The organism is Methanoculleus taiwanensis (assembly GCF_004102725.1).
Lineage (GTDB): Archaea > Halobacteriota > Methanomicrobia > Methanomicrobiales > Methanoculleaceae > Methanoculleus_A > Methanoculleus_A taiwanensis.
Window position 1 is genome coordinate 89,510 of sequence record NZ_LHQS01000004.1, and the last position, 17,418, is coordinate 106,927.

At 58.8% G+C, this 17,418-nt stretch carries 14 protein-coding genes and 2 tRNA genes; 9 read left to right on the forward strand and 7 right to left on the reverse strand.

Annotated features, from left to right (window positions below; genetic code table 11):
- Positions 1-3: 3 nt before the first annotated feature.
- Complete coding sequence (mtnA, locus tag ABH15_RS13070; protein ID WP_128695039.1) at positions 4-1,050, forward strand: S-methyl-5-thioribose-1-phosphate isomerase; 1,047 nt, start codon at positions 4-6, stop codon at positions 1,048-1,050.
- A gap of 6 nt (positions 1,051-1,056) precedes the next feature.
- Entirely contained in the window at positions 1,057-1,758 is a 702-nt protein-coding gene (locus ABH15_RS13075) for a DUF116 domain-containing protein (RefSeq protein ID WP_128695041.1), read from the forward strand.
- On the opposite strand, the gene ABH15_RS13080 is transcribed toward ABH15_RS13075, so the two are convergent.
- The 3 genes from ABH15_RS13080 to ABH15_RS13090 form a co-directional block, all read right to left on the reverse strand.
- Entirely contained in the window at positions 1,723-2,133 is a 411-nt protein-coding gene (locus tag ABH15_RS13080; protein ID WP_128695043.1) for a polymer-forming cytoskeletal protein, read from the reverse strand. The two genes, ABH15_RS13075 and ABH15_RS13080, sit on opposite strands and share 36 nt — an antisense overlap.
- Before the next feature lie 120 nt (positions 2,134-2,253).
- Positions 2,254-3,093, reverse strand: coding sequence for a geranylgeranylglycerol-phosphate geranylgeranyltransferase (locus ABH15_RS13085; RefSeq protein WP_128695044.1), 840 nt, complete (start codon positions 3,091-3,093; stop codon positions 2,254-2,256).
- 139 nt (positions 3,094-3,232) lie between these two features.
- Positions 3,233-3,307 (reverse strand) — tRNA-Arg (locus ABH15_RS13090).
- Between the two features lie 69 nt (positions 3,308-3,376).
- Here ABH15_RS13090 and ABH15_RS13095 point away from each other — a divergent pair.
- Entirely contained in the window at positions 3,377-4,492 is a 1,116-nt protein-coding gene (locus ABH15_RS13095; protein ID WP_128695046.1) for a tRNA (guanine(10)-N(2))-dimethyltransferase, read from the forward strand.
- On the opposite strand, the gene ABH15_RS13100 is transcribed toward ABH15_RS13095, so the two are convergent.
- Complete coding sequence (locus ABH15_RS13100) at positions 4,479-5,591, reverse strand: OBG GTPase family GTP-binding protein (protein WP_128695048.1); 1,113 nt, start codon at positions 5,589-5,591, stop codon at positions 4,479-4,481. The two genes, ABH15_RS13095 and ABH15_RS13100, sit on opposite strands and share 14 nt — an antisense overlap.
- Positions 5,592-5,775: 184 nt before the next feature.
- Between ABH15_RS13100 and ABH15_RS13105 the strand changes: the two genes are divergently transcribed.
- A tRNA-Glu gene (locus ABH15_RS13105) sits at positions 5,776-5,850 on the forward strand.
- A gap of 235 nt (positions 5,851-6,085) precedes the next feature.
- On the opposite strand, the gene ABH15_RS13110 is transcribed toward ABH15_RS13105, so the two are convergent.
- Positions 6,086-9,253, reverse strand: a complete 3,168-nt coding sequence (locus ABH15_RS13110; RefSeq protein WP_164913765.1) for an MEMAR_RS02690 family S-layer glycoprotein — start codon at positions 9,251-9,253, stop codon at positions 6,086-6,088.
- A 318-nt stretch (positions 9,254-9,571) separates the two neighbouring features.
- Here ABH15_RS13110 and ABH15_RS13115 point away from each other — a divergent pair, with 318 nt between their 5' ends.
- The 5 genes from ABH15_RS13115 (at position 9,572) to ABH15_RS13135 (ending at position 16,711) form a co-directional block, all read left to right on the forward strand.
- Complete coding sequence (locus ABH15_RS13115; RefSeq protein WP_206633458.1) at positions 9,572-10,198, forward strand: superoxide dismutase; 627 nt, start codon at positions 9,572-9,574, stop codon at positions 10,196-10,198.
- 221 nt (positions 10,199-10,419) lie between these two features.
- Positions 10,420-12,462 carry an acetate--CoA ligase family protein gene (locus ABH15_RS13120; protein ID WP_128695052.1) on the forward strand — a complete coding sequence of 681 codons (2,043 nt, stop codon included), beginning with the start codon at positions 10,420-10,422 and terminating at the stop codon, positions 12,460-12,462.
- A 555-nt stretch (positions 12,463-13,017) separates the two neighbouring features.
- Positions 13,018-13,467, forward strand: a complete 450-nt coding sequence (locus tag ABH15_RS13125) for an FKBP-type peptidyl-prolyl cis-trans isomerase (RefSeq protein ID WP_128695120.1) — start codon at positions 13,018-13,020, stop codon at positions 13,465-13,467.
- 227 nt (positions 13,468-13,694) lie between these two features.
- Complete coding sequence (locus ABH15_RS13130) at positions 13,695-16,061, forward strand: outer membrane protein assembly factor BamB family protein (protein WP_164913766.1); 2,367 nt, start codon at positions 13,695-13,697, stop codon at positions 16,059-16,061.
- Positions 16,062-16,144: 83 nt separating this feature from the next.
- On the forward strand, positions 16,145-16,711 hold the full coding sequence (locus ABH15_RS13135) for a hypothetical protein (protein WP_174719431.1): 567 nt from the start codon (positions 16,145-16,147) through the stop codon (positions 16,709-16,711).
- A gap of 12 nt (positions 16,712-16,723) precedes the next feature.
- Here the strand turns inward: ABH15_RS13135 and ABH15_RS13140 are convergent, their stop codons facing one another.
- Complete coding sequence (locus tag ABH15_RS13140; protein ID WP_128695055.1) at positions 16,724-16,999, reverse strand: hypothetical protein; 276 nt, start codon at positions 16,997-16,999, stop codon at positions 16,724-16,726.
- Positions 17,000-17,150: 151 nt separating this feature from the next.
- Positions 17,151-17,411: a hypothetical protein gene (locus ABH15_RS13145; protein WP_128695057.1), complete on the reverse strand. Its 261-nt coding sequence runs from the start codon at positions 17,409-17,411 to the stop codon at positions 17,151-17,153.
- Positions 17,412-17,418 lie beyond the last annotated feature (7 nt).

Genomic DNA, 17,418 nt, shown 5'->3' on the forward strand with positions numbered 1-17,418 from the left:
ACTATGAGCGAGACGGTATATACGGTCGCGTGGGACAGGGAGACAAACAGCATCCTCTATATCGACCAGACGGCGCTCCCCGGCCGTTACGAGGTCGTCCGATGCACGACCGTCGACCTGCTCGCCGATGCCATCAGGCGGCTTGCGATCAGGGGGGCGCCGGCACTCGGTGTTGCCGGTGCCATGGGTGTCGCCGTCGCGGCGGCACAGAGCAGGGAGACCGATTTCAACCGGTTCAGGGACGAGGTCGAGGAGGCTGCCGAAATGCTCCGGAGCACCCGGCCGACGGCGGTGAACCTCGCCTGGGGGATCGACAGGGTGCTTGCAGAGATCCGAAACGCCGCCTCCGTCGGGGAGGCGCGAAGTCGTGCCGTTGCCGAGGCGCTGGCCGTCGCCGACGAGGACGAGGCGACCTGCAGAACCCTCGGCAGATTCGGGGCGGAACTGATTCCCGACGGAGCGACGGTGCTCACACACTGCAATGCAGGTGCTCTCGCATGCCGGGCATGGGGAACCGCGCTCGGCGTGATCCGGTCGGCCGTCGCCGCAGGAAAGTCGGTGCGGGTGATCGCCTGCGAGACAAGGCCGCTCAACCAGGGCTCCCGCCTGACCTGCTGGGAGCTCGCGCACGAGGGGTTCGACGTCACCCTGATCACCGATTCGTCCGCGGCATACCTGATGCAGACGGGGGCGATCGACCTCGTCATCGTCGGGGCGGACCGGATCACCCGCGATGCGGTCTTCAACAAGATCGGCACCTATATGCATGCCGTCTCCGCCCGCCACCACGGCATTCCCTTCTACGTAGCAGCACCGCTCTCAACTTTCGATCTCATTCACGAGGCAAAAGATATAATAATAGAAGAACGAAGCCGTGACGAACTCGCATACTGCGGAGAGCAGCAGCTCGTCCCTGCGAACGTTAAGGTATTGAATTACGCATTCGACGCCACGCCCCTCGAGCTCGTCACTGCCGTCGTCACCGAGATCGGGGTTCTGCGACCGCCCTATACCGATTCGTTTGCCTCTCTCCAGGCGAGGAGGTATTAAGAAGATATGATCGTTAATTCCGACGTATGGACATCGCTGATGGCCGTCATCGGCGAGGTCACGATCCTGATCCTCGTGGGTCTGCTCCTCACCGGTTTAGGGCTTGCCATCATCGCATTCTCCTCAATTACAAACGGGAAATTCTACTTTCCGCGGATCCTGAAACCCGGCATGGTGCTCATGGAGGGGCTGGTTCGAGCGATCTGCAAACTCCTCGGGATCGACGACAAAGATCTGCTGACGTTCTTTGTCAAACTCCATAACGCAATGAATACCAAAGCTTTCGCTGCAGTTCCTCTCGACAAGAGGGCAGTCTTCCTCCCGCAGTGCCTGCGGTCGAGCCGGTGCCCGGCGAACCTGACGCCGGAGGGGCTGCGGTGCATGCGATGCGGAAGATGCGGCATCGGCGAACTGAACCGGCGCCTCGAGGAGGCGGGATACCAGGTCTTCATCGTTCCCGGGTCGACCTTCATCAAGCGGATGGTCAAAAAGTACCACCCGGAGGGTATCATCGGCGTCGGATGCCTGATGGAGATAAAAGAGGGGCTTGAGATGTGCGATCGGATGGGGATTCCGGCTCTCGGCGTCGTTAATTTAAAGGACGGGTGCGTGGAGACACTGGTAAACTGGAACGAGGTCTTCGAGGCGGCAATGCTCGGCCTCGACCTGCCGTCAGGTTCCGTACACCTTTACAGCTCTGCCGACTAGGCGTTCACTCGCTATCTTTCCGTAGACATAGATCGTCTCGTCGCTGCTGACGTCACCAACGACGATCCCGGGGCGGAGGATGATATTACCCCCGGCACGTATGGCGGAAAGCCGTGCGTTGTCGCAGACGGTCGCATCCTCCGCCACGACGACGGCTCCTTTTATCTTCGTATCGTGGCCGATAACAACCCTTTTGCTCTCCACCCGCCCTCCGACCGTCGAGAGGGGCCCGAGCTCGAGACTGCCCGTAACAATAAGGTTGCCCCAGAAGTGGGTCTCCGGGGGAACGATGAAGTTGCCGTCGATCCTGACATTGCCGTCGAAGAACGAGCCCTTCGGTGCGATGTATGTATCCCCGTGCCGGTAAATTTTCATGAAAATCTCCTAGTAACCTCATCCCGGGAACATAATAAATTTTCATTCCCGGGCTTTGGAGGAAAAATGCATTCGCGACCACGACTCCATAGGCCTTGCATCCGGATCATGCGCCCGTCATCAGGTCAGTGCGGCGATGGTGAAGACCAGCAGGGCGGAGAACATGCCAATGCGGAGGAGCGACGTCGCCTTTGAGCTCCGGACGCAGGCAGGGGTCCTGCAAAGCAACCCCTTCCCCGCGCCGGCGAGAATGATGAGGTCCACAACGCCGATACCGATCAGGTACAGAAAACCCCACCAGTTCCCGACCGGAAGGTAGCTTGCTATCACTGCCCCGCACGCACAGGCGAATGCTACAATTGCCGTCTTCCGGACGCCGACGATCATGGGGAGGGTACGAGCTCCGCCCGCCGCATCGCCGTCCACATCCTCGGCATCTTTTAAGAGTTCGCGGGCAACGGTAGCAAGGAACGTAATCGCCGCCAGCGGGAGGTTCTGGACGATTCCGTCGATACCGGCGAAAGCGCCGCCGAAGAGGAAGACACTCGCAGCGAGGTACGCGACGGCGATGTTCCCGAAGAGCGGGGTTTTTTTGAGCCGGACTGCATAGGCGATGAGGATGAGGGTGTTGACGACCGCGAACCCGAGGCAGAGCAGATTGGTGAAGAACGAAGTGGTGACCCCCACCAGAAAGAGAACAACGGCGAATAGCCGCGCGCCGCCGAGGGTCATCGCACCGGACGGAATCGGCCGGTCAGGCCGGTTAATCCGGTCAATATCTATATCAAAGACGTCATTGAGGACGTTGCCGCCGGCGGTAATGCATGCAACGATCACTACCAGCAGGAGGACCCCGGGAACGAGGCTCCCGGTGGCGATCAGGTAGCCGAGGGCGGCGGCGAGGCCGGCAACGACGGCGTTATGAGGGCGCGTAATGCGGAAATGTGCAGACAGGCTCATTATTCGATAGAGAGGGTTCTACGGCGGGGGATAAATACGTGGGGGGTTTGCACCCGATGCTACAGACCGATTCCAGGAGGCGACGAGCGGGAAAGGTGCCGGCTCAGGTTATGTTAATGCAAAAGCAGCGAAGAAAGAGCGGGCTTGGGGGGATTTGAACCCCCGGCATTCAGCTTAGGAGGCTGACGCCATGTCCTGGCTAGGCCACAAGCCCAGGGATGCGAGTATAATAGTTTCTCACAAAAAGGTATAAGCGTATCGAACATCCACATGTGTTGACCATATGGATTTTGTTGAGGTAACGGAGGGGAGTACACGGTTTCTTGTGCCCAGGCAGGATCCTCACCATACATTCCCACCCGGCAGCGGACCGGTCTTTTTTAATTCCCGGATGGAACTGAACCGGGACGCGACGGTGCTGTTCCTTTCTGATATGCAGCCCTCGGACTATCTGGACGCCATGGGCGCCTCGGGAGCGCGGGGTCTTCGCGTCTCCAGCGAGTGCGGCATTCCGGTGACGATCAACGACCGTGATGCACGGGCGGTCGAACTCATCCGCCTGAACGCCTCAAAACATGCTGGATCGATCGAGGTCACCCACCGAGATATCAACGCGCTCATGAGCGAGAGGAGTTTCGACGCCGTCGATCTCGATCCGTTCGGGACACCGGCACCCTTCATCGATGCAGCGGCAAGGAGCGCACGGCGGTACCTCTTCGTCACCGCAACCGATACCGCGCCCCTCTGCGGGGCACACCTGAAAGCCGGCATGCGGCGCTACTTCGCCCGCCCCATGAATACGGAGTACCACGGCGAGGTCGCTCTCCGGGTACTCCTCGGGTTCGCCGTCAGGGAGGTGATCAAGTACGACAGGGGGGTTGAACCGATCTTCTGCTTCTCCCGGGAGCACTTTATCCGCCTCCACCTCCGGCTCCTGCGCGGAGCAGGTGCGGCGGACCGGACCCTTGCGAGAATAGGATACGTCATGCAGTGTCCCAACTGCTTCGAGCGGACGGAGCGGGCAGGACTTCTCCCGGAACCGGAAGAGTGCAGCTGCTGCTCCGCGAAGATGATACCGATAGGCCCGCTCTGGCTCGGACGGATCAACGACCCCGCCACCCTCGCCGCGCTCCGGGAGAGACTTTCAGGCATGGCACTCGGATCGGCAGCCCCGCTCGGACGGCTCATCGACCTCTGCATCTCCGAGCTCGATACCTCGAGCCACTACGATTACCACGTGATCGCAAAAGCAGCGAAGATATCGCCGACCGGGATCGAGACGGTCGTCGAGCGACTCTCTGCACTTGGCTACCGGGCAAGCAGGGCGCACTATGCGGGGACGGCGCTGAAGACGGATGCGCCGCTCCCGGTGATTAAAAGCGTTATCAGCAGCGAGTGACGACCGTCAGGACGTCGCCATCGTTCAGCGTATGAGCAAGGCCGACCCGCTGCGCGTCGTGCTTGACCGAACTTCCCCAGACTTTTGCGTACCTGAACTTGTCTACGAAGTCACGATGGAGCCGGTTACAGACATCCTCCACCGTTGCCGGGCTCCGGATGATGAGCGGCTCCTCCATATCGGCAGGCCCGCCGACGGGTTTTAAGAAGACCCGCATGAACCCGAGGTTGTCGTAGATCGCATCCTTGAGTTCCTCGATATGGTAACCGCTGTACGCCGAGAGCATAATCGGAGGCTGCCCGAAACGGTTCTCCATATCCTCTTCGATCTCCTTTCGGGACTCTTGGTCGACGAGATCGACTTTGTTGACCGCGATGAACGCAGGAACGTAGACACGGTTCCCGAACATGGCATCAATGAAGTCGTCCTGCGACACTTCGCCGCGGATTAGGACATCCGCATTGACGATCTTACTCTCCGCGAGGATGGACCGAATATCCTCGATATCGAGCTCCGCCGTACCGACGGTGTTCAACCGGATACCGCCGCACCCCGCCTTCTTGATGGTGATGTCGGGCTTCGGATGGTTGATCCGTATCCCGGCGTCGTAGAGCTCGCGGAGCAGCACGTCCACGTGCTTTTCATTGAAGACATCCACCAGAACCAGGATGAGATCCGCGCCCCTCACGACGGCGATGACCTCCTTCCCACGGCCCTTGCCTATCGCCGCGCCGGCAATAAGCCCGGGAATGTCGAGGATCTGGATCCTCGCACCTTTGTGTTCGAGGGCGCCCGGGATAACCGTCAGGGTCGTGAAGGCGTACGATGCCGTCTCGCTCTTCGTTCCGGTGAGTGTATTGAGCAGCGTACTCTTTCCGACCGACGGGAATCCGACCAGGACGACCGTCGCGTCTCCTGATTTTTTAACCGAATAGCCCTCGCCGCCGCCGCTCGATGCCATGGCGCGGGCTACGGCTTCATCGCGAATCCTGGCGAGTTTTGCCTTCAGCCTCCCGATATGCTTCGAGGTTGCTTTGTTGTACGGGGTCTTCTTCAGTTCGTCTTCAATTTCCCGTATCTGCTCTTCAACACTGCTCATTGTAGGTTCATATACGTATGATCGGGAGCTACTTATTGGTGACTGTGGTAGGGTACAGGCGAGCCAAGGCCGTTCCGGCGCTGCTTCTCTTCCGAACGCCGTATTCCCGCCGAGATTGCATATCGCACCAAAATGAATAGATTTAAGTACTCGAGTGCCCAACAATATAGAGCACAACACTTGTGCTGCTATAGTGTAGTCCGGCCAATCATGAGGGACTCTCACTCCCTCGACTGGGGTTCGAATCCCCATAGCAGCATTCCGTTTTTCTGCAGTTTTCAAAGTCCCGGAACGACAGTTCTCCATCATCGCACTCTTCGACTGCTGCTATCCAGCTATACTATCGATTACCGGGTTTCTCCCCGCTCTGCTGCCATTCTCCCGCCGGTAGAGAGCATGACGATGACGTTTGGATACAGAGACCGGCAGAGCAGGCAGCCAGACCGAAAAGAGAGGGCAGGATGGAAAAAGCATCCATACCGGCAGCAGGGCGTCTATAAACTCATACCCGCGAGCTCCCCGCTCCCGGTCACGTAGAGCCAGTACCCCCGGCAGGGCTGCAGGGTGCGGGAATCGGCGAAGATGCCGCTGCCGCCGTTGATGACGGCGGTGTCGTACTGCTGCACCGATGCGTTCCAGCCGATGAGGTTCGTCCAGGCGTTCTGCACCGAGGAGAATGCGTCCCGCGCCGAAGCCGGAACCGTGCAGGGATGGCCGACTGCGTTCCAGCCCTGCGAGAGGCCCTTGACCGCCGGGGCGGAGACGCTGCCTGAAGCATAGTAGAGCGGAACCGTCATGGAAACATTCGCATAGATCCAGATGCCGTCGAGCGGCCGGATCACCGAACCGCTCTGCAGTGTGTGCCACCGGCGTTCGCTGGCGTTGTAGAGGAATATCGACCGACCGCCGGTATCCACCCCTGCAAAGATCGCCGCGGTGTCGTTCCCGGCAGAGAGAGCCCTTGGAACCGAGACGAAGTTCCAGCCGGGTGTCAGGTTGATCGTGCCGTCGGAAACGGGGGTCGGCGGCGGGGCGGGAACGAACTCCCGGAAGATCGTGAAGGTTGCATTCTCCACGGGTGCGTGACCGGCGTCAAGGATCCGCGTGCGGAACAGTGTTCTGTTCTCGCTCGCCCCTACGCCGGGAACCGTCCCATGCAGGCGGATGGTGAGATCGATGGGGCGGGAGTAAGATAGTTCGAATGCGGTGATCTCAATCCGGTTTCCTCCGCGGGTCTGCGAGGATACCAGGATATCGTCACGGTAGAGATAGAAATTCCAGCAGGGCTCCGTAAGATCGGTATACACCTCAAACGAAGCGCTTTCATTGAATTTCTGCATGAACCCCACCCTGACGGTGGCCGTGACATCATCCCCGGCGAACATACGGGCATCCGGCGGACTGACCGCCGCAGAACGTATCGCATACCCGGTGCTGTCGGGGTAAACCGGGTCCGGCGTGGGGATAGGGTAAGGGCCGTCCCCGAGCGTAAAGGCCGTGCTCTCCCATACGCCGGTCTCTACGCTCTCGACAAAGACGTTATACCTGTCGGAGAGGAATTGGGAGGCATCGACGTCGAACGACCAGGTATTATTAGGTACGCCCTGCCGGACGGCTATCGTGCCGGAGGCACCGCTATACCCATAATATTGAGTCGTCTCGGAAGGCTTGAAGGATGCGCTGGTCACGCCGATCAGGAGTTCGTCGCCGGGAGCCAGGTTCGTGGTGCCGGTAATGGAAAAAGTGCTGCCGAGACTCTGGTGGCCTATGGCGTCTATCCGGATCCAGGGCTCCTCCACAAAAAAGGTCAATGTGGCGTAGGTGTCGTCCACGTAACGCGAACTCAAAGCATTCACGAGGACTATCGCCGCATCAGACGCCGGGAGGTTCGCGATGTTTACGGAAGGTGTATCGGGGCCGGTGATATTCGTCGTAGTTCCCGGAGCGATTCGGACATCCTGCTCTCCGTCCGTCATCGGGTGCTGGACGACGACGAAGTACTGGCCGGCGCGGAGGTTTTCGGTTTCGCCGTTCTCGAGGTTGTACTCGAACGAATCGTCGGATGCAACGTTCACGGGCGTGCCGAGCAGGTGGTAGTTCTTGCCGAAGATCCAGATATAGACATTGTCCGGGTTACCGGTCGCAGTTCCGGAAACCGTCAGATCGTCGCCCTTGGCGAGGGTGTGTGAACTCGCAATTGTCATGACCGAGGGACTCTTCAGGACGAAGGATGCGGTGGCGTACTGCACCCCGGAGAGGTGAGCCTTATCGCGCGGTGCGGAAACGGCGTAGATAGTGTAGTATCCCGAGTCTATGACCCCGCCAACAGCCGATGTATCCCACCGGTACTCCCAGGTATCATCGGTTCTGACACCGATCCGGGTGAAGGTGGCGGGTGCACCATCCATGGTGGCAATGGTCCAGTTATCAGGTTTGACCCCGTTGATAGCGAGATTCGGGCCGCACAGGAAGAGATAGGTGGTCATGGAGTCGGTGTTGGTGCCGGAGAGCACAAGCTCCTCGCCGATGTAATAGACACCGGTGCCGGATGCTGTCAGGCTAACCGATCCCGGCGTAACCGCTACCGTAACCCTTTCGGAGGTGGCGAGGTTTATCGGGTCGACGACCCTGATCGTGAAGCCCTGGTTCGCCGTGGCAGCGGTCGTATTGAACTGGACAGTCCGGGTACCGGCGGCGTTGGTGATCACGGCTGCCTTGGTGTAGGTATAATCAGAAAGGTCGGTGACGCCAGGCATGTTGACGCCGGGCGTGACAGAGGGCTGTCCGGGTGCGATTAGAGGGTACTGGTTGCCAGCGAGTCCCGCGTCCCTGACGTAGAGCCAGTAGGTCTTCTTCGACTCGCCGGAAATGGTCACGGCGAAGTTGTGGTTGCGGATAACGCTCTCCTTGTCGACCGCCAGAGAGAGAGCCGGGACGACAACCTCGAAGCAGATGGTGTTTGAGTCGTAGCCCTTCTCCGCAAGACCTGTCTGATCGTTCCACCGTGCCTGAGCGGTGTAAGTGCCCGCCTCGGTATCCTCGAGGGTTATACCGCCGACGTAGACTTTTGATCTATTGATCGGGATATGTGCGGTGCTGATGCCGCCGAACTGGGTCACCCTCCCGCCGACGGGGGTCGTGACCTCGATATCCATCAGGGCGGCCGCCGGCGTGGCATACAGCCCGCCGAGATTGTTCTGGAGCTCGAATGCGAGCGGCGTGCCGCGGGAGACGGATTTGCCGTTCACCGAGTCGGTCCGGGAATCGTTCAGGACGACATCGAGGGTCGCAACCGGAATTTTGACGATAACGAACGGGTTACCGGCGATCAGGCCGGCGTTGTCCCACGCATAGTAAGTGCCGGTGGTCCCGCCGACAGACTCCGCAGAGAGGTCAAAATCATTCGCGTTCGCCACATCAATGATGCTGTCGGCGGAACCGGCAGTAAAGTCACTATAGTGGACGAGACGGGTGATGCCGGGAGCGACGCCGGTGAGATCCAGATCGTCCTCGCCTACATAGATCGCATCGCCTACGGAGACTCCTTTGAGTCCGTCCCGGGCTGCGGCCGGGGAGGCCAGGAGCGCGATCGCGAGCAGGCCGATAAGGAGCAGGGCAGATTGTTGTTCATGGTTTCGCATAGTATCACGTACGCATAGCATAGCGGCGCACACCGCATCCCAGACGGCAATGGTATCGATTGCAGCCACCTGAAGGCTCAGAACAGTGCAGATGTCCGGTATCGGAGATTTACAGAAGCGAATACTTAACATTTGTGAAAAGTGCAGGCAATATCATTGTACAGATCCAGGGAAGCTGTACAAATCCAGCGGTATTGAATCTCTTTCACGCTCCGGGTACCGCCAGAGACCCCGCAGACCTTTACCTCCCGCATTGTCACCCGGATCTTCCGTCGCACCGATACGCTAATAGTTCCGAAGCACTCTCTCCACACTATCGAACCATGAGGTGATACAAAAATGGCACAGGAACAGATACAGATGCAGAAGAAGTACGAACTGCCGCCGCTCCCCTATGAGGCAAACGCCCTCGAACCGTATATATCGCAGGAGCAGCTCTCCCTGCACCACGACAAACACCACCAGGCCTACGTGAAAGGTGCCAATGCGGATCTCGAGAAGATCGAGCAGGCACGGCGGGATAACGCCAGTATCGATGAGAAGGCGATTCTCAAAGAACTCTCGTTCAACATCGGCGGGCATATCCTCCACTCGCTCTTCTGGCCAACGATGGCGCCGGCAGGCAAAGGAGGCGGAACGCCGGGCGGGGCTCTCGCAGACGCGCTCGACCGGGAGTTCGGCAGCTTCGAACGATTTAAATCAGAGTTTTCGCAGGCAGCATCCAGCGTCGAAGGCTCGGGATGGGCAGCACTCGCGATCGACGAGATAACCGGTCGGCCGATGGTCATGCAGATCGAAAAACACAGCAACAACGTCTACCCCTCAGCCCCGATCATCATGGTGCTGGACATGTGGGAGCATGCCTACTACGTCGACTACCGGAACAGCCGGGCAGACTTTATCGATGCATTCTGGAACGTCGTCAACTGGGACGAAGTGAACCGCCGCATCGAGCAGCGGGTATAGCCGGATCGGCCCCTCACCGGGAGGCGGGTCAGGGAAGCCCACCCTCTTTTTTCAGAATACGAAAGTGCCTCTCACGTATAGGTGTCGCCCGAAATCCAGAACGTTTAATGCGCTTCCCGTCGCATATGTATGATTCATTCAGAGGCTTGATATTGTTCTTTTCTGAATGGAACGGGCAGTAATGCCGGAAACTGACACGCTCATACTCCGAGGTACATACCATGTCACACTACATGTTGAGTGAATACGAATCATACGATCTACTGCAGCAGTACGGAATTCCGGTACCGGGTTACAGCATTGTTGAGTCAGCCGCAGAGGCAGGCCAGGCGGCGGAGAAGATCGGCTACCCCGTCGTTATGAAGATCTACTCGCCGGAAATTATTCATAAGAGCGATGCCGGCGGCGTGATCATCGGTATAGGTTCGAAGGCGGCAGCCTGCAGCGCATTCGATCAGATCATCGCAAACGCAAGGGAATACAACCCCGATGCCGAGATCAAAGGAGTCATCGTCGAGCAGCAGGCCGCGCCCGGGCTCGAGCTGATCATCGGCGGGAAGACCGACCCGGCCTTCGGGAAAGTATTGACGTTCGGAATGGGCGGAACGCTCGTCGAACTGATGAAAGACGTCACGCTGCGGATCCTCCCCATCGATGAGGCCTCGATCCGTCAGATGATCCGGGAGATCAACGGCTACCCCATCATCAAAGGATACCGGGGGATGAAACCAAAGGACGAGGAGACCCTCGTGCAGATCATCTCCGCGGTTCACCGGTTCTTTGCGGAGAATACCCATATCGTGGAGTTCGACATCAACCCGCTTCGCCTCTACGAGTCCGGCGCCTGCATCGTCGATGCCCGGATATTCGTCGACGACGAGGCCGAGGAACGGAAGGCAAAGGAGCGACCCCTGGTTCCGCTCGAGTACTTCTCCCCCCGGTCAATCGCCGTCGTCGGCGCCTCCTCGGATTCGAAGAAGATGGGGTATGCCGTGCTGCACAACCTCCTTCACTTCCCGGGACAGCTCTACCCCGTGAACAACAAACGCGCGGAGATCCAGGGTCTGAAAGCCTACCCTTCCGTCGCTGCCATTCCAAATCCGGTCGATATGGCGGTCATCACCGTTCCTGCAAACCACGTCCCCGCGGTGATCGAGGAGTGCGGGCAGAAAGGGGTCGCCATCGCCGTCATCATTACGGCCGGGTTCAAAGAGATGGGCGAGACCGGAAAAGCGCTCGAGGATCGTATTGTCCAGATAGCAGAACGGTACGGCACCCGGATCGTCGGGCCGAACTGTCTTGGCCTGATCATCCCCCCGCGGGGGATCGATACGACTTACGTGCACGAATCTCCGAAACCCGGCAATATTGCCTTCATCTCCCAGAGCGGTGCGATCATCAACACGGTTGTGGACTGGAGCATCGCCCACGACATCGGCTTTTCGGCGGTCGTCTCGGTAGGCAACCAGGCCGACCTCAACTTCATAGACTACCTCCGGTTCGTGGAGCGCGACCCGAAGACAAAGGGGATCATCCTCTACATCGAGGAGATCCAGGACGGCAAGACCTTCACGAAGGTGGTCAGCGAAGTCTCGAAGAGCAAACCGGTCGTTGCAATCAAGTCGGGCTCCTCGCAGAAGGGACAGGCGGCCGCCTCCTCGCATACGGGTTCGCTCTCCGGATCGTATGAGGTCTACATGGAAGCATTCCGGAATGCGGGCGTCATCCCGGTTCACACCCTGACCGGTGCTTTCCAGGTCGCCGAGATGCTGGCGTCCCCGAAGGGGTATCCACGCGGCAAGCGGGCGGTTGTCGTGACGAACGCAGGCGGATTCTCGGTTCTCTCCTCCGACTATGCTGAGCGGTACGGTATCGACCTCATCGATCTCTCACCCGAGATCCTCGAAGAGCTCAACGAGTTCCTACCCGAGTTCTGGAATAAAGGAAACCCGCTCGATCTCCTCGGGGATGCCGGTGAGAAGCGGTTCGAGAAGGTCTTCGATGCACTGATCCGCCACCAGGATGCATGGGATATTGCATTTGTCATCGGGTTCCCGAACCTGGTGATGAAGTCCGACCAGCTGGCAAACCAGATCGTTCAGTTTGCAGGGAAGACCGAGAACATGGTCGTCGGAGCACTCCTCGGCGGAGACTCGATGCAGCGCGGCCGTGACATCCTGAAAGAGAACGGCATCCCGAGTTTCGAGGAACTGGACTTCACCTTCCGGGTGATGGGGAGAATCCTCTGGCAGCGGTTCCGTTGAGACCAACCCGGGCAGTTACAGAAGATAAGCGACAAAGGCAGGGAGAGAAAGAGATCTCCTGCCACCGTTTTTTGGGTAGAAAGCAGCGGTATCCACTACAGGGAGACCGATAACCCCGATCATGCACCGGACTTCCAATCACCCCCACGACAAGAAACGCGTCTGTCGGTTCACCCGCCTCCTTATCGCAGGGACAGGCCTTCTCTGCATCCGCAGCAGTCTTGTAGCCCCGGGGATCTTGAGAAGGGGGAGACACTCCTGCACCGGTAAGCCACCCGGGCAGGTACGGTGTCGGGTCGAGCGAGCGATGAAAAGGGTAGAAGATACGATACGACCGGCATAATCAACCCGGATCTCCCAATAGGGGTTCCTTAACCGATGTCACCCTGCCCATCCCGGCCGGACGCCCCGGCATCCTCCACACCCGGGTGGCCGGTTAGAGCCTTTTGGTGTGGGATCCGGCAGGAAAACCCCGATTTTAAGGGATAATTACTTTAAACGCGCCATCAAAATTTATTTATAATTTGGTCCCCCCTCGGGGGGGCGGTGAGTAACATGGCTCAGGCAAAAGAAGGAGACACCGTAAAGGTGCATTACACGGGAAAACTGCAGGATGGAACGGTTTTTGACAGCTCAGACGAAAGAGCGCCGATTGAATTCACAATCGGCGAAGGTCAGGTTATATCCGGCTTCGAGCAGGCAGTCGTCGGAATGGAGCCCGGAGAGACAAAGACCACCACCGTCCCGGCGGAAGAGGCATACGGCCCTCACCGTGACGAGATGCTGCTTGAAGTAGATCGCGAACAGTTTCCGGAGGATGTCCAGCCGGAGACCGGTCAGCAACTGCAGATCAGCCAGCCCGACGGCAGAACCTTCTTCGTCACCGTTAGCGATATCTCGGAATCGAGTGTGGTGCTGGATGCCAATCACCCGCTTGCAGGCAAAGATCTGACGTTCGAGATCCGGCTCGTCGAAGTGAACCCACCCGAGAGCATCACGGCATAACTGCATCCCGGATCCGGTGTATTCCAGGGTTTGTGTCCCGCCGGTGCAGATCCGATTCACATCTTTTTTACAGGCACCCACTCCTCGCAACAAAGCATTCACCGACCTGCGAGTGAATGCCGGCCATTTCACCCCCTTCAGGTCCCGGGCACGGGCAGACGACACCCGTGCCACACCGATCGGTAAGGCACAATGCTTATATTCCGTGCCAACGCCCATTCGGCAACATGTATAAAAATGCACAGATACTAATTTTCATCGCCTTAATGGCGATGATCGTCCCGCTGGGCGCTTCCGCTCAGGAAAACGAAACAACGAACGCCACCGGGAGCATTCCTCCTGAGGTTCTCGAGTACGGAGGGGACTGGCCGCTGCCGAATTATGACTATGCCAACACGCGAGCGACAACAAACGCATCGATAGATGCCGGTAACGTCAACGATCTCGGGGTCGCCTGGGCGTTCGCCATTCCGGCCACGGGGGCGTTTGGTGCTGCCTCAAGTAACCCGATCGTGATGGGCGACACCGTCTACTTCCAGGATCTCAACGCCAGTGTCTTTGCCCTCGACCTTGAGAATGGGTCGGAGATCTGGGCGCAGCGGTACGACAACGCATCGGTTCTCGGCCCGAACGGCCCTGCTGTCGGGTGGGGGAAGGTCTTCGTCGCAAAGGATCCGTTCAATATGGCAGCCCTGAACGCAACGACCGGTGAAGAGATCTGGGCGACCAGAATCGTATTCAAGGTCAACGAGACCGGCACGCTCATCGGCGAAGGGATCGATATCCAGCCGTCCGTCTACGGCGGTCAGGTGCTCACCTCGACGGTGCCCGGAACCGGCGATGTCTTCTACCAGCCGGGAAGTATCGGCGTCATCTACGCCCTCGACCAGGAAACCGGCGAGGTTGCCTGGAACTTCAGCACCGTCGACTCGCCTGACCTCTGGGGCAATCCCGACGTGAACAGCGGCGGCGGTGCCTGGTACTCGCCCGCCGTCGATACCGAACGGAACGTAACCTACTGGGGCGTCGGCAACCCGGCACCGTGGCCGGGCACAGAAGAGTGGCCGAACGGAACGAGCAGACCAGGGCCGAACCTCTACACCAACAGCATCGTAGCCCTCGGCACCGATAACGGAAGCCTGGAGTGGTACGCTCAAGCCCTTCCGCATGACCTCTTCGATTACGATCTCCAGATCCCGCCGATCCTCGCGACCGCGAACATCACCGGCGAAGAGCAGGATATCGTCATCGGCGCCGGAAAGATGGGACGCGTCTATGCCTTCAACCGCGACAGCGGAGAACGGCTCTGGGTCGCCGTGGTCGGCGAGCACCAGAACGACCAGCTCGCGGGCATTCCGCCGAACGAGACGGTGACCGTCTACCCCGGATACTTCGGCGGGGTCGAGACGCCCATGGCCTATGCCGACGGGAGCGCCTATGTACCGAGCCTCGACCTCTCCTCAAACTACACCTCCACCCAGGCAACCGGCCAGGAATCGTTCAACGAATCCGTCGGCAGGCTAACCGCTCTCGAGGTGGATACGGGTAAGGTGCTCTGGGATAAGGAGTTCGACTCCCCGAACTTCGGCGGTGCTACGATCGTCAACGATCTCGTATTCACGGCGACGTACGACGGCGTCATCTACGCCTTCGACCGGATGAGCGGTGAGGAGGTCTGGAACTGGACGGCACCCGCAGGCATCAACGCCTGGCCCGCCGTCGTGAACGACACTATCGTCTGGCCGGCAGGTTCCGGTGAACAGCCCGTGCTCGTCGCGCTTCGGCTGGGGGCGGAAGGTGGCAACGTTACGATGCCGGGGAACATAACCGGTAGCCAGACCGGAAACATGACCGCTGGCAATCAGACGATGGATAACGTAACCGGGAACCAGACTACGAACAACATGACCGGGGTGCCGAACGTGACCATCACCATGCCGGAGAACGGATCAACCGTCTCCGCCGGCAATGTGACGGTTGACGTCAACATCACGAACTTCAGCCTAGTCGACAACCTCGGAGGGGCACCCGTCGCCGGTGAAGGACACATCCACTATTACCTCGACGTCGCCCCGCCGACCGAGCAGGGCAAACCCGCCGTCCCGGAGAACGGCTCCTACGCCGTGAGCACGAACACCTCCTACACCTGGGAGAACGTCACGCCAGGGATGCACAACCTCTCCGTCCAGCTCGTCAACAACGATCATACGCCGCTCGATCCACCGGTCACGGCCATGGTCAACGTGACTGCCGAAGGAGAGGCAGGGAATGCCACACCCACAGAGACAGCGGCGCCGGAGCAGCCGGAGACCGCGACAGTCGATCTGGTGGCTGAAAACATTGCCTTCGATATGAATACCATCACCGTACCCGCCGGTGCGAACGTGACGGTAAACTTCACAAACCTCGACACCGCTCCGCATAATCTGGCGGTATATACCACTTCAGCCGCAGACGACCCGCTCTTCGTCGGCGAGATCATCAACCAGGGGAACATAACCTACACATTCACCGCGCCGGAGGAACCGGGAACCTACTTCTTCCGCTGCGATGTACACCCCGTCGCCATGACCGGCGATTTCATCGTGCAGTGACACCGATATCGATAAGAGACCCCATTTTTTTTATTCCGCCGGAGAAAGTACATAAGGAAACTTGTATAAGACGAACACACGCCATGAAAGAACGCAACCGCCGGTCGATCGTCGGGATTACTCTCTCCCGCATCATCGGCCTCATCATATTCCTGATCGTCCTCGGCATCCTGAACATCGTTGCTGAATCGCTTCAGGCTCCCATCTACCAACAGATCGTTCTCTTCCTGAACGCCAGTCTCGGACTGATCGTTATTATAACGGTGTTCTTCCTCATCGGGGAGATCTTCGGAGCGCTGCGGTTTCCTGCAAATCTTCCCGCACCGCTCTTCAACGCCATCGGCGCCGTCTTTCTGGCAGTGTTTCTGATCCGCCTCTTCGGGCTGGTCGCCGCAATCTCGGGCGTCGGCGTATTCCTCCTCTTCGAGGAGTTTGCTTTCCTGATCTATCCGGCAGTATTTCTCATCGTCCTGATCGGAGGGTTCATCGGAATCTTCACATCAGCCGGCGATACCGGTGATGGAGAGGGAAAAAACGACGAAAAGAAGTCAGACGGCACGGACAGGACATGGGATGATATAGGCGATGATATCCGGAGGATAGGTGAAGATATAATCCGGAAGATCCGCGAAGAGTTCAGGAAGGGGTAGCCGTCGCAGAGACTATCGGGGGAACGCCTCCGTCTCCGGGTCACCGGACGCAAAGACCCTCGCTTCGGTTACGGCCTGCGTCTCCGGATCCGTCCTGACCAGAACGACGAGTTCGTACTCGCGGCTCTCCCATCGCGCAGATCCGGGCAGATCCTCCACAGCGCGGAAACTAAAATTGTGCAGTTCTTCACGAAGGCCGGGATAGGTCGGCGTGTCGCGGATCGCTGCCTCGACGAACTCCTTCGTCCCCTGCTGCCGACCTCGCTCAATACGGTCTATCCGGGTCATGACCCCCTATCAAGCATCAGTCTGCATAAAAATGATCCGGCAGGCAGCGGCATCTCCGTCACACAGCCCGGTGCGGCCTTGCATAGTCGGTTCAGGAACCGGATAAGGAGTGTTGCGAGGTGATGAGCGGCAGCCCGGGCTCGTAACGCACTCAACGCCTGATCGGCGCTACTTCATCAAACGATGCGACGCGATACCCCGAATATCCCCCGCCGAGGTTTATTCGGAGGAAGACAAGGATCTGGAGATCCGGCTGAACCCAGACGGCATACTCCGGCCTGTCGGTCTGCGGAATGAAATTGAGCGATTCAAGTTCAGATTTCACGCCAGTATAATCGGGATTCGACTGGATCATCTCCTCGATCTGTGCCATTACCTGCCTCTGCTGCAGGGATGCCATACCGTTCATCATACTCCCC